This is a genomic window from Humibacter ginsengiterrae (genome assembly GCF_054780115.1).
The window spans coordinates 39581-52648 of record NZ_BAAGWY010000013.1; the positions used below are offsets into that span (position 1 = coordinate 39581).

Here is a 13068-nt window from a genome sequence, read left to right on the forward strand (position 1 = left end):
GCGCGAATCCGTCGTGCGGGGCCACTATCAGCGGTCGCGCAGCGTCAGCGCCAGCAGCGGACATACGCTCACGGCGCTCTCCGCCGCCGAAATGAGCTCGGGTGGAATAATCACGTCAGAACGGTCACCGGATTGCAACGGCAGCGGGTATCCCCAGGCATCCCTGTCGAGGAGCTCGGGAAGCAGTTCCGCACATAGCCCACGACCGTCACAGCGGGTCCAGTCGATGTGCAGTCGGGCGTCATTCTCGGCATCGATCACGCTGGCTCCTAACGGCGCCTCGAACTGAGACAGCGGCCGGATAGGTGGGCATGCACATCGTCGCGGAAGACCGAGAGGGCACTGGAGACCAGGCGGGCCGTTCCGTCCGGGTGATGGCACGATCCACGTCCCGTGATGTCGCCCGCGAGGGCGCGCAGGCGGGCGGGAAGCTTCTGCCTTCGCGTTCCGTTGGCCAGTTCGGCAAGCATTCTGGCCAGTTCTGGGAGTCCGAACATGCATGGGCCGCACTGGCGGGCGGATTGCTCGGCGAGATAGTCGACGATCCTCGCCGTGGTGCGGAGCCCGCATTCGCCCGTGCCAAGGACAGAGAGGAGCCCCGCGCCGGGAGAGGCCCCGAGAGGCGCAAGCCCTTCGATCGATAGCGGCGCATCCAGCGCGTCGCGCGGTACCCACGTGCCGTGGAATCCGCCGACCAGCACCGCCCGCACCCCCATAAGATCGGCACCTCCTGCTCGGAGTATGCCGGAGAGCACGGAATCCCCCGGCACTTCCATGACCCGCTCCGTGGGCACGCGCCCCGTGATTGTCACGAGCCTGGTGCCCGGGTCGCGATGGGAACCGACGCTGCGGAACCACGCTCCACCGTAGCGAGCTACGAGCGCGATGTGCGCGAGCGTCTCGACGTTGTGCACCAGAGTGGGACGACCCTTCAGCCCTGCTTCGCTGAGTCGCCTCACGCGGTCTTGCGGAACCGCGTTGCCGGTTCCGATGCTGTTGACCACCGCGCTGGCCTCGCCGGAGATGAACGTGTCGGGCGCTTCGGCGAGGGTGATGCGACGGTGGTCGGGGCGCTCATTGAGCGCCCCTCCGAGCCTTTCCAGAATGCCGGCTGCCACGTAGATATAGGCCTGGTAAGCGTGCAGCGCTGCAGCCGATGCAAGGAGGCCGTCGATCACCAAGTGCGGGGCATTCTCGAGGAGGGTCTTGTCCTTGAGGCTGAGCGGCTCGCCTTCGGCGCCGTTGGCGATGACGATGGGACGGTTCCGGATCATGCGGCTCGCGCGCGCGGCATCGGTCGCCTGCATCTTCCGCCAGGTGGCGAACCCTGCGCCTCCGCGTCCGGTGAGACCTGAGCGTTCGATCTCCCCGAGGAGTGCGGCCGGACTCCCACCCGTGTCGATCGGGCCGTAGGTCTCCAGATGCGCCCGATAGCTCGCGCGCGGTCCTGCGGCGAAGAGGCGGGATGCTGACGTTGCGCTCACAGCGCACCGCTTTCCCGCCGGTTTCTTGCGGTTTCCGTGAAGCGATCGGTGAGCCGCCAGATCACGGCGGCCACCACCATGAGGCAGGCGAGGACACTCCCGAGCAGGAACCAGGCATCAGTGCCGTTTGTGCCGTTACCGATGGCGTGTGCCACAGCGATCGGCCACATCGCGTAGGTGAACCAATGCACGAACCGGAAAGCACGCACACCTACCGCGCGGCGCAGCAGCGCCGTCATCACGATCGCGATCAGCAGGTCGAACGCGACCGTCCCAAGCCCCTGCCAGAACGGTTTGAACGAGCCGAGGAAGGGGACTACGACGTCGGCCGGGTTGAGGTGGGCGTAACTGTCGAGCATGAGCGTGCCCACGTGCAGTACCAGGAACGCGGATGCCAGCAGGGCGACATTGCGGTGCACGAGCGTGACCGAGAACCGCGGCATCCCGATCAGTGGCCGACCGGACCGTGTGACGATGCCCAAGACCAGCGTGATCGTGAACAGCGCCAGCGCGAGAATGCCGCTGATCCTCCCGAAAGCCCACATCGCGTCATCGAACACGGCGATCTCCGCGCTCGTCGTGCGGCCACCCGTCGGTGATGTAGATGCGGCCGTGGCCGTCGACAAGGCGCGCCGGCGCACCTTGCCGAGCAAGCCATCCGATCGCCTTGCGGCCGCGCACCACCGCCGCGGTGCTGAGCGCGTTGGCCTCGAGACAGGTTCGCGCGACCACCGTCGTGGTGCGCCACACGGCCGGAGCGGGAAGACCGGATCGGGGATCGAGGATGTGATGCACGCTTCGCCCGTCGACCATCCATCGGCGCTTCTGCGTGCTGGAGGTTGCGATGGCCCAGCCGCCTTCGAGCCGCACTCGTTGTGCAGGGTCCTCAGGCGTGTCCTGGACGAGCACCTCCCAGCCCCCGTGTCGCGGTTCACCGGCAGTGGCGATGTCGCCACCCAGGCTGACGAGCGCTGCGGTGCCAAGCCCAGTCGCGATGCGCTGGGCAGCGAGGTCGGCAGCGACCGCTTTGGCGCTTGCGCCGAGATCGAGAGCGATGTCGTCGGGCACCGTGAGCACCCGATGCCTGAGGGAGACGCGGGTCCAACCTGGCTCTGGCCGTCGCAGCATACTCACCGCGATGGCAGAGGCTCCTGTGGCCGCGATCTCGGCGAAGTCGCGGTCGTATCCGAGCGCGTGCAATTCATTGCCTAGGGTTGGATCCACGTCGCCCCCACTGACTTCGGCCGCGTTCAGTGCGTTGGCCACGAGGCTCGCGAGGATGGGCGAAACTTCAGCGCCGTGAGAAAGACGTCCACGCAGTAATGAGAGTTCCGAGTCGGCACGGAATCTGCTGCAGGCGTGATCTATCTCCTCGAGCAGGTCTTGCACCGTCCGCTCCGCTGCGTCGAGCATCGTCGGATTATCTACGACGACGGAAGCCGCAAGACCCCAGACCGTCCAGTCGCGTCGAACGAGAGCTTCTGCGACGCCGTGTGTCGGAGTCATCGAGTGTCCCCCCCTCCGGGCTCGGTCTGAAGCGGCTGTCGCTCAAGACCCCGATGAGGTCGCCTGCGATGGACCGGAGGATTGTCCCGATGTAACAGGCGATGTACCGGACGAACTCGCCGCGCCGGACGAACTCGACGGGGCAGAACTCGACGGGCTGGTACTAGGAGTATTCGCGCCAGACGACGTATTCGCGGGCCCTCCGACCGACGTCGACGGCGTCGAGGTAGGCGTGGATGAAGAACGCGACGTGGAATTCGACGAGGCACCCGAGGCGTGCGATCCCGCCGACGAGCCGGTGGATGCTTGTGCGGTTCCGTTCCAGAAAGCGGCACCTGCGATCACGGCGATCGCGGCGCTCCCGATACCGAGCAGTGTGGTCACGGTGCGGGCAAGGCGCTTTCCGCGGATTCTGGCGTTCATCGTGGCTCCTTCCGAGATGGGGCGTCTGCATACAACTCTCGGCGGAGGATCTTCCAACTTTCTTAGGTGGGCTGGACACCAGCCGCGAAGCAGCTATGTCTCTGCTACGCGACGGCGACCGGCACAGTGTGTCGTGTGTACTGGACGGCGTCGGTGTTTCCGGGCTCAGGCGCGGCGACATCCACTATTGTCCGGAACGAAGCCCGAGCATTTGCGTGAGGCTGCTGGTGAGAATGTTGTCGAGCGGTGGCCAGGGAAAGTGTGGTCGGCTCAGCCGGAGCGTGACCAGGCCGTGTTCGAGTGCCCACGTCGCCGTTGCCAGCTCGACGGGATCTGTTCTGGTATTCGCCAAGTTGGCGCTCTGGCATGCCCGGACGCCGGCGACCAGAGACTCAAAAGCGGCTCGTCCTGGCGAGTCGGCGGACTCGTACACGAGGGATGCCGGCAAGTCGGCGTCTGGGCCGAACATGAGCCGGTAGTGCCCGGGATGCTCCAACCCGAAGTGGCAGTACGCGTGTGCTCGGGCTAGCAGCGCCTTCGCGGGGTCGGCGATTCCCTCGGCGGCTGCAGCGCGAGCGTGATCGAGGTCGGCGAAGCAGTCCTGCACGACCGCGACTTTGATGCCGTCAACGTTGGGAAAGTGGCGGTAGATGGACGGGGCGGCGACGCCGGCTCGTTTGGCGACCGCCCGCAAGGAAAGCTCGCGCGGGTCGCCGGAGTCGGAGAGCAACTCCTTCGCCGCTTGCACCAGATCGGCGCGTAAACGGTGTCCCTGACCGCGTGGGTTACGCGCCCGCGGCCCAGCTCCGGCAGCGGTGCCTGGTGAATCCTTCGTGTTCTGATCGGTCTCGACGACTTCCATCTGACTCTCCCTCAACCCTTGACAACTAAGGCTAACAGGCGTTAGCTCAGAACTAAGGTTACACGCGTTAGGTAAGAGAGTCATCATGTACCTGTCTGATCCATCCAACCCACCCACGCATGCGGCCGACGACGACGTGCACGCCTCGAGCGGCGGCGGCTACCCGTCATGCGTGCCGGTGCCTCCAGCGGCCCGCGCCGCACTGATCGCCGGATTGGTCGGCGCGGCACTGTTTCCCACCGTGTACCTTCTGGACGGACTGCTACGACCTGGCTACCGCACCCTTGTCGACCCGATCAGCGCCCTGGCAATCGGGTCCGGCGGGTGGGTACAGGCTGTCAACTTCATCGTGTACGGCGTCGTTATGGTCGTATCGGCATGGGGATGGCGCGTTGCCTTGGCTCCCGGCCGGGCCGCAATTTTGTACCCGGCAACGCGGATACTCAGCGGGCTCGCACTGGTAGCCACTGGGGTCGTGCATCAAGGGCCCGTCCACAACGTGGTGTCGTACCTGAGCCTGATCGCTACTGTCATCGGCCTGTTCGCGTTGGCTGCCCGGCTCCCGGGGCTGCCAGGCTGGCGTGGCTGGCCTGCTGCTGCCGTTGCTACTGCGCTGGTCGAGATGGGCCTTCTAGCGGCCTTCGGAGCACTCACGACCCCCACCGGAGGGGGCGGAATCTTTGAGAAGCTCGCCACTATTGCTGTCGCCACGTTCATCATCGCCCTGACCGCGCGGACCCTTCTTCACGGCGGCCGTATCCCACACGCATCCCGGTAGACCGCAGTGCGTGGCCATCAGATAAGAAGCACGCAAGCAGTAAGAAGGAAGCACCTCCATGCACAGCTCATCGGAACAAGCGGGTCCGACACGATGGTCACGCTTGGCAAGTTCCACCGTCTGGCGGGCAGCGCCATGGTGGTTGATCGCGTTGGTGATCGTGGGGGCGGCGCTCACGGCCACCGGTGCCGCTATTGCGCTGGTGACACCGGCTCATCAACTATCGCCGGTCGGTCAAGAGTATGCGCTGTACTTCGTCACCCGAAACGCGGGGATCGCTCTGATGCTCGGTGCAACCCTGGCACTGCGCCTGTGGCACGCCCTTGCGGTGTTGATGACCCTCACCGCGCTGATCCAATGCCTGGACGCCATCACCGCCGCCGCGACAGCCCGGTACGGGTTGATACCAGTCGACCTCGCCTATGCAATTCTCTTCCTGATCGGCGCCGCAAGAATCCAAGGCCCACCGTTCTGGCGGCCCAGAAGACGACCAATATCTGAGTCATGAGCGAGCTTCCCAGAGCGACGTCTCGAACCGGACTGACAAGCCCCGGTTGTCCACAGCGCCATCGGCTGCTCGCTCGGGATGGTTCCCGTCCAGCAGGCCGATCCGCGAAATCTGGTCGTTGCCGAAAGAGGCAAGATCACGCCAGCCGGATTTGTGTAGTTCGGTTCACCCCCGTCCTAGGCCCGCGGCAGTCGCACCACAACTTCGGCCCCTCCCGCTGCGGAACGATCGATGGAGACGGTGCCGCGGTGTCGGGCGGCCACCTCGGCAACCAGAGCGAGTCCCAGCCCATAATGGCGGGAGCCTCCGATGTCATCCTGCGTCGCGCCGCTGCGCGTGCCTGCGAAGCGCTCGAACGCTCGGTCGTGTAGCTCAGACGGGAAGCCCGGGCCGTCGTCGCCTACCCGGATCACGGCGTGCGCACCGTGCAAGGCCACATGGACGATTACTGCAGAACGGGCGTGGTCCAATGCGTTGGCCACGAGGGCGACGACGAGTCGGGAGAGCGCAATCTTCGCACCTCTGACGATCACCGGGCCGTCGGCGCCCGTGCGCAGAACCGAAAGACCGCGGCCGGACGCGTCCGCCCTTACGCTAGCGACGACATTCTCGGCGATCGCGGTCAGGTCCACTTCGGTGGCTTCGGCCGATGCCCGCGGATCGGCCGCGATAAGAAGGTCCTCGAGAATCTCCGTGAGGGACTTCGCATCCTGCACCACCTCTTCTACTCCGGAAGCCAGCGTGCTGTCGCCGGCAGGCAGGCGACGCCGCAGCAGCTGGATGCGAGTGCTCAGCAACGTGAGGGGGGTGCGGAGTTCGTGGGAAGCGTCGGCCACGAACCGTCTTTGCAGCGCTAGCGCCTGCGCCATCGGCCGCATAGCTCGGCGGGACATCCAGGCTGCCGCGAAGGCTGCCGCGACGACCGCGATCAGCCCGGCCGCTCCGAACGCGATGGCCAGGCGTTGCAGCTCATCACGGCTTTCGCGGCGGTCGACGGCTACCTGGACCACGCGCCCGCTGTCGCTATCGGTGCGAACCGCGAAGTCGCGGCCGCCGAACGTCTCCGTCGTGTCGACGGGCGTTCCGGTGCGACCTACTCGGTTCAGTGCCGCACGGTCGGGGAATCCGTCCGGTGCGTCAGGGGAGACCGTCGTGCTTCCGCCTTCCACGATCGCAATGTAGATGCCGGGTGCGGCATCACGGGGCGAATCCAGGTGCTCCGCGTCGATGAGCGACTGCCGTATTGCCTCGTTCTGGCCTGCGACGACGACTGCGAACACGACTCCACCGACGATCGCGACGAGAGCCACCATCAGCGCGGCGAAGCTGAGCGCCAGGCGGCGGGACGTTCGCCGCAACTCCGTCGCCTCGGTGGTGCTCATGTGGTTCGCCCGATCCCGTACCCGATGCCGCGCACGGTCACGATGCATCCGCGGCCCAGCTTTTTGCGCACGTAGTGCACGTACGTATCGACGACGCCGGTGTCGTCGGCATCCGCGAATACCGTGGCGAGGAGATCGTCCCGCGTGAAGATCTGCTGCGGACGACGAGCGAGGAGGCCCAATAGGTCGGCTTCACGCTCCGACAGCGTGACGACCTCGCCCGCGTCGGTTGTCACCTCACGGCGATCCTGGTCGAAGCGGCCGCCGGGGACCGGCAGTACTCGCGCCGTCGATGCCAGCCGACGTCGGAGAACCCGTAGCCGGGCCAGCAGTTCGTCCACGTCGAACGGCTTGGTGAGATAGTCCTCAGCGCCGCGGTTCAGCCCCTCCACCCGGTCGGCCGGATTCCCGAGTGCCGACAGCACCAGAGTCGGCGTCGCGATCCCCTTTGCGCGAAGGCGGCCAAGGACGTCCAGGCCCTCCAGTACCGGAAGTCCCCGGTCGAGAACCATGACATCGAATTCCCGTGTCAGTCCCTCGTGCAGGGCGCGCTGTCCGTCATGGGCGAGCACCACGTCGTAGCCTTCTGCGGCCAAGAGGTCGGCCAGCATCGATGCAAGTCGACGGTCGTCCTCGACGACGAGCACACGCGGCACTGGTTCCCCCTGCATCATCCTCGCAGTATAGGAAGGCACGGCTTCCAAGAATGCGCTGAGTTCCCGCTTATACGGTCGGCTCGAATTCGTTCGAGTATCGCCATGGAAACGGAGAGCGCATGTCGCAGGTCACACGAGAGGCGGCCGCACCCGGCCACTCCCGCGTCGGCTCGGCATCGGCCTTCCCTTCGGATCGAGACAGCCTTCGTGGTGGCGGCTTCTCGTCGCGACTGCGGTAGCCGTCGTGGGGTCCGTGGCGGCCTGCGCACTTCCCGTGCTCGCCGGTGAGGCATTGTTCCCCTCGACTGCCGGCTACGCGCACTTCGCTTTCGGCGGCTACAGCAGGCTTACGGCAATGGGCGTGATCGTGGCGTGTGTCGGATGACCACTCACGACTCTCCTCAGTTTCCGTGCGGCGCGGCTGTTCTTGTGGTTCACCGTGCTCGTCACGGTCGTCTCGTTTGAGCCCGATGTGTGGATCTGGCGCCTCGGGCAAGTCCCGCAAGGCGTTCTCGTGCTCGCCCTGATGCACGTCACCGTCGCTGCCGTCACGTATCCGGCGTTGGTCGTCATCGCGCCTCAGCGGGCAAAGACGCGCTTGCACCGTGCCGTAGCGGCCGGCCGGGTGCAGATCAAGGACTGACCGGCACGGTCGTCGACCGCTGGAGCCTGAAACGACATATAGAAGGCGTGCACGGGACAGCCAGTGTTCTTTCGTAGCTTGCATTGGATGGGATCCAGATCTACTCGCGCCATGACAGCTTTGGCCGGCTTCGTCGCCATGAGCGCGGTGGCTGGAATTCTGGTGGCGGCAGGGGTGACACCGGCGGTGGCGGTCACGTCGCTGGCGGTGAGTGACGCGACGAACACGTTCGACGGCCTACCGGATTACCTCGCTCTGCAGCCGCTGGATCAGCGGACCACTCTGTATGCGTCAAAGGGCGGCCAGGAGGTGCCGTTCGCCACGTTCTACGCGCAGGACCGGCAGGACGTGTCGTGGAACGACATCGCTCAATCGACGAAGGATGCCGCGGTCGACACCGAAGATCCACGGTTCTACTCGGAGGGCGGCATCGACTTGCTGGGCACTATCCGCGGTGCCCTCTCGACAGCACTCGGTCACCAGGTGCAAGGCGGTTCGTCGATCACGCAACAGTACGTGAAGAACGTGCTGATTCAGCGTTGCGACCAGCAGGACGTCGTGGATCCGAACGCATCGGCGGCGGTGCAGAAGAAGCAGCAGACGGTCTTCGAGCAGTGCTACCACGACGCGGCGGGTGTCACGATCGCGCGCAAGCTGCAGGAGATGCGGTACGCGGTTGGCCTCGAGAAGAAGTACAGCAAGTCGGACATCCTGCAGTCCTACCTGAACATCGTCGGGTTCGGCGGCCAGGTGTACGGCATCCAGGCGGCCGCGCAGTACTACTACGGCGTCGACGCGAAAGACCTCACGCTCCCCCAGTCCGCGACCCTCGTCGCCATGCTGAACAACCCGGCCAACCTGCGGATCGACCAGGACGCATCCGCGAACCCGGCGAACAACGCGACGAACAAGTTCAAGCTGACGCTCGCTCGCCGCAACTACGTGCTGCAGCGGATGCTCGTGCATCACTCGATCACCCAGGCGCAGTACAAGCAGGCTGTCACCACTCCGATCACACCGAAGATCACGTCGACATCATCCGGGTGTCAATCGGCTGCCGCGTACGACGCCGGCTTCTTCTGCAACTATGTCGAGCACGTGATGCTGCAGGACCCGACCTTCGGAAAGACCGCGGACCAGCGGCAGCTCCGGTTCCAGCGCGGCGGAATGAAGGTGTACACCACGCTGAACCTCGACCTGCAGAACACGGCGCAGAGCGCACTGAGCAAGTACGTTCCAGCCACGCATCCGGTGGTGGACATCGGCGGTACGAACGTCTCGGTCGAGGTCGGCACCGGCCGCATTGTGACGATGGTCGAGAACAAGGCATACGACGACACTGGGAGCGGGGCAGCGGGAACGACCGCAGTCAACTACAACACCGACAACGCCTACGGCGGATCGAACGGGTTCCAGACCGGGTCGTCGTTCAAGGCATTCGACCTCGGCGCCTGGTTCGAGGCTGGACACACCGCATACGAGAACGTCAATGCCCACTACTCCGGGTACCCGTTCCCCTTCAGCTCCTTCACCGCCTCCTGCCAGGGCGGTCGGCTGAGTGGCGGTTCGTACCCGGTCAGCAACGACTCCTCCTCCGAGGGCGGGAACATGAGCGTGCTGGCCGCGACCGAGGCATCCGTGAACACCGCGTTCATGCAGATGGCGACGCAACTGGACCTGTGCAACATCGCCGACGTGGCGAAAGCTTTGGGCGTGCACTCCGCTTCACCCACACAGAACCCGTTCCAGATCGTGCCCTCGATGGTGATCGGCACGAACTACATCGCGCCGTTGAGCATGGCGACCGCGTACGCCGGTATCGCGAACAACGGCAGGTTCTGCAGTAACATCGCGATCGACAAGGTCGTGACGAACGACGGCTCGAACCTGGCGGTTCCGAAATCGACCTGCACGCAGGCCATCCCGCCGACGGTGGCCGCCGCGCTCGCGTGGACCCTGGAACACGTGATCACCTCGGGAACCGCGACGTCAGCGAACCCGCACGACGGCACGCCGATCCTCGCCAAGACCGGCACCACCGATCACTACGGTCAGAACTGGCTGGTGACGTCGAGCTCCAAGGTGGCGAACGCGATCTGGGTCGGACAGATCTCCGGCTCCCACGACCTCCGCGCCTACAGCTACAACGGCACCGAGCTGGCGTACTCGAAGTTCTACGCCGACCGCCTGATCCTGTCCGCGCTGGACGCCGCATACGGCGGTGCAGCGTTCGCATCGCCCCCCAGCACGCTCATCTACGGTGCGCAAAGGAAGACAGGACCAAGCACAGGCAACGGCTCCGGCGGCAATGGGCCTCAGAGCGGCGGAAGCAACGGGACACCAGGCGGCGGTGGCACCGGTAAAGGGTCTGGGCATGGCGGAGGAGGCGGTAAGGGCTCCGGCGGCGGCTCGAATCCACCGACAACAGGGTTGCCCGCCCCGGGCCCGACTCACGGTTGAGCGCGTGCAGATCTGCGTGCACCTGATTCAGCCCGCGAGACCCATCCGGTCCGCGACGCGCGGGAGGGCTCTGGCGTACACGTAGCGGACCGTGTTCCAGTCGTGGCCGGTGTTGCCGGAGATGATCAGTTCCGTTCTCATTCCCGCTTTCCGAGCCGCAGCATCCATGACCTTCGCGTACCGGGTGTACTTCGCGTCGTTCTGCCCGGTTCCGAAGATGGCGTAGCTGTCCTGGTAGGGCGCGTGTTTGGCCAGCAGGGTCAACGGTTTCGCGGCGTTGTACGCGGTGGCGGAGCCGCCGAACGCTTTGGCGATGGTGTTCGCTCCGATTGTGGGCGCGAGTTCTCCGAGGATGTCGATGACGGAGCCGAATTGTTGCGGGTCACCGGCACCGAACTGGATGGCGCAGGTTCCGCCTTGGGAGTAACCGCCGACAGCCCAGTACCGGCCGCTGGAGCTGACGTTCAGGTGAATGCGGATCCAATTCGGTACGTCCACGGTCAGGTAGGTGGCGGAGCTCCCGAGTGGTGAGTCGACGCACATCGGGTTCTGTCCGGGGTGTCCGAGTTGGTCTGGTGCGATCACGATCGGCGCGAGCCCGTGGTGTTCCGCCGCGTATTCGTCGTAGGTGGAGGCGACACGGCCGGAGGTGAACACGTCTGCGGGTGCTCCTGGCTGGCCGGCGAAGAGCATCACGACGGGCAGCACGGGCGGGTTCGGGACGAGCGCCGCTGGTGGCAGGTACAGGATGGTCTTCCGGGCGGCGAAGTGTGAGGCGGTGGCTGGGATCCGCACTGTTCCCACCAGACCGTGCGTGGGCATCCTTGCCGGCGGCTGCCAGTCCTTGCCGAGGTTGGGGTCCATCGTTCCGACGTGCCCGGTCAGGTGGGTGGTAGGCATGACCGGGTACGGGACGATTCCGAGCGCGTCGTTCAGGTCGCGGTACGCGCCGTAGTCGACGTTGATGCCTGCACCGGCGGCCAGGAGCACGGCAGGGATGGCGAGCAGGGCGATCACTTTCCGCCACCACATGGTCCCCCAGAGGTTCGCTACGGCGAGGAACACGCCAGCGAACGCGATGGCGACCCACATCCTGGTGATCGTGGTCAACGGGAGCCCGAACACGTCCCAGACGTCGCTGACGAGCCAGGTGATCAGGAACCCGATCGCGGCGCCGACGATCGCCGCCCCGATGGTGCGTAGCAGCCATCTGGGGCGCGCGGACTTGAACAGCAGGTAGAGGCCGAGCAGCGCGACAAGCACATCCAACGGCATCAGGAAGCTGCTCTTATCGATCCGGAGCGTCAACAGCCAGTGCGTCATGGGTGAATCCCCGACCGAATCGCGGCGTCTGGCGTGCGGGCGATCCCGGTCAGCCAGGCTGCGAAACGTGTTCGCAGCGCCAGTAGGGCGGCAGCCCACGGGATGATGGCGCACGTTGCGAAGAGCAGCCACGGACCGATGGAGGGTCCAAAGGTGAGGATCAGCCAGAGCACGAGCGGGTGGGTGAGGACCACCATGAACCCGGCGTAGGACAGCTGTGTCGCTATCCGCCCGCTGCGTTCCCCGAGAACCGTGAATCCGGTTTCGACGACGAGGATGAGTCCGAAGGAGATCATGGCGGCGACAAGGGTGCTCAGTACCGGGGTTCCGAAGTCGCCCTGCTTGATATCCACCGGCGCGGAGAACCCGGTGACGATACTGATCCCGGCGAGAAGCAGCAGGCCGAGACCCACCGAGCCCGGCGCTGCGATGCGTGGCCGCAGGTCGTGGGCGAGGCCGCCTAGCAGGAGGAAGATCAGGCAAGGCAGCGCTGAGCCGACCGACAGCGGTGTTCGAGCGAGCGTGTCCCCGATGGTGTACCCGGCGACCGCTCCCCCGATCCCGATCAGCCACAGGACCGGACGTGGCAGCTGCCACAGGCAGCGCAGGAGCACGGTCGTGAAGAACAGGACGGCGACGAACCAGAACGTAGTGTACGGCATGGCAGAGTGCTGACCGTTGACGAACGGGCCGAACAGGCGCACGCAAGTGGCGCTCTCGAGGGTGGAGTCGAGGGCGACGAACACGATCCCGATCAGTACGAACCAGGCGAGATAGGGACGGCCAAGGGTGCGGGAGCGGCGCTTCAGTTCGTCTGTCACGGTCCGGTTGCGGGCGAAGAAGTAGCCGGAGAGGAAGAAGAACAACGGAACATGCCAGCTGTACAGCAGCGGACGCACTACCGGGAACGACAAGGTGTGGCCCGCGACCACGGCGAGAATGCCCACCACCCGGACCGCGTCTACAGCGCCGGACCGTGACCCGCCCGCAAACGCCGGCCTGCTGCCGCCGTGCGCCGGCGTCTCGGTGCCTCCACCACGCAC

At 65.6% G+C, this 13068-nt stretch carries 13 protein-coding genes; 4 read left to right on the plus strand and 9 right to left on the minus strand.

The features are described 5' to 3' along the window. Nucleotides 1-27 precede the first annotated feature (27 nt). The 5 genes from ACYVII_RS14680 to ACYVII_RS14700 all read right to left on the minus strand — a co-directional run bounded on the left by ACYVII_RS14680 (nt 28) and on the right by ACYVII_RS14700 (nt 4275). Nucleotides 28-261 (minus strand): ferredoxin, encoded by a 234-nt coding sequence (locus ACYVII_RS14680; protein WP_460536380.1) that lies wholly within the window; start codon nt 259-261, stop codon nt 28-30. 8 nt (nt 262-269) lie between these two features. Continuing rightward, on the minus strand, nt 270-1484 hold the full coding sequence (locus tag ACYVII_RS14685; RefSeq protein WP_460536382.1) for an NADH-ubiquinone oxidoreductase-F iron-sulfur binding region domain-containing protein: 1215 nt from the start codon (nt 1482-1484) through the stop codon (nt 270-272). Further along, on the minus strand, nt 1481-2044 hold the full coding sequence (locus ACYVII_RS14690; RefSeq protein WP_460536384.1) for a ferric reductase-like transmembrane domain-containing protein: 564 nt from the start codon (nt 2042-2044) through the stop codon (nt 1481-1483). The genes ACYVII_RS14685 and ACYVII_RS14690 overlap by 4 nt, the downstream gene beginning before the upstream one ends. Continuing rightward, entirely contained in the window at nt 2034-2990 is a 957-nt protein-coding gene (locus tag ACYVII_RS14695) for an FAD:protein FMN transferase (protein WP_460536386.1), read from the minus strand. The genes ACYVII_RS14690 and ACYVII_RS14695 overlap by 11 nt, the downstream gene beginning before the upstream one ends. A 607-nt stretch (nt 2991-3597) precedes the next feature. After that, on the minus strand, nt 3598-4275 hold the full coding sequence (locus tag ACYVII_RS14700; RefSeq protein WP_460536388.1) for a TetR/AcrR family transcriptional regulator: 678 nt from the start codon (nt 4273-4275) through the stop codon (nt 3598-3600). An 85-nt stretch (nt 4276-4360) separates the two neighbouring features. On the opposite strand from ACYVII_RS14700, the gene ACYVII_RS14705 reads away from it, so the two are divergent. Both ACYVII_RS14705 and ACYVII_RS14710 read left to right on the plus strand, forming a co-directional pair. After that, entirely contained in the window at nt 4361-5053 is a 693-nt protein-coding gene (locus tag ACYVII_RS14705; protein WP_460536390.1) for a DUF998 domain-containing protein, read from the plus strand. 103 nt (nt 5054-5156) lie between these two features. Next, the gene (locus ACYVII_RS14710) at nt 5157-5561 is read left to right on the plus strand and encodes a hypothetical protein (RefSeq protein ID WP_460536392.1); all 405 of its coding nucleotides are present in this window, start codon (nt 5157-5159) and stop codon (nt 5559-5561) included. Between the two features lie 176 nt (nt 5562-5737). Here ACYVII_RS14710 and ACYVII_RS14715 read toward each other — a convergent pair whose 3' ends face one another. Together ACYVII_RS14715 and ACYVII_RS14720 are read right to left on the minus strand one after the other, a co-directional pair. Beyond that, entirely contained in the window at nt 5738-6943 is a 1206-nt protein-coding gene (locus ACYVII_RS14715) for a sensor histidine kinase (protein ID WP_460536393.1), read from the minus strand. Further along, a complete protein-coding gene (locus ACYVII_RS14720; RefSeq protein ID WP_460536395.1) occupies nt 6940-7617 on the minus strand; it encodes a response regulator transcription factor in 678 nt (225 codons plus the stop codon). The genes ACYVII_RS14715 and ACYVII_RS14720 overlap by 4 nt, the downstream gene beginning before the upstream one ends. 403 nt (nt 7618-8020) lie before the next feature. Here ACYVII_RS14720 and ACYVII_RS14725 point away from each other — a divergent pair, with 403 nt between their 5' ends. Then, entirely contained in the window at nt 8021-8242 is a 222-nt protein-coding gene (locus ACYVII_RS14725) for a hypothetical protein (RefSeq protein WP_460536510.1), read from the plus strand. Between the two features lie 111 nt (nt 8243-8353). After that, nucleotides 8354-10702, plus strand: a complete 2349-nt coding sequence (locus tag ACYVII_RS14730) for a transglycosylase domain-containing protein (protein WP_460536397.1) — start codon at nt 8354-8356, stop codon at nt 10700-10702. Nucleotides 10703-10729: 27 nt separating this feature from the next. On the opposite strand, the gene ACYVII_RS14735 is transcribed toward ACYVII_RS14730, so the two are convergent. Continuing rightward, on the minus strand, nt 10730-12025 hold the full coding sequence (locus ACYVII_RS14735; protein ID WP_460536400.1) for an alpha/beta hydrolase: 1296 nt from the start codon (nt 12023-12025) through the stop codon (nt 10730-10732). Beyond that, on the minus strand, nt 12022-13068 hold the full coding sequence (locus ACYVII_RS14740; RefSeq protein ID WP_460536402.1) for an acyltransferase family protein: 1047 nt from the start codon (nt 13066-13068) through the stop codon (nt 12022-12024). The genes ACYVII_RS14735 and ACYVII_RS14740 overlap by 4 nt, the downstream gene beginning before the upstream one ends.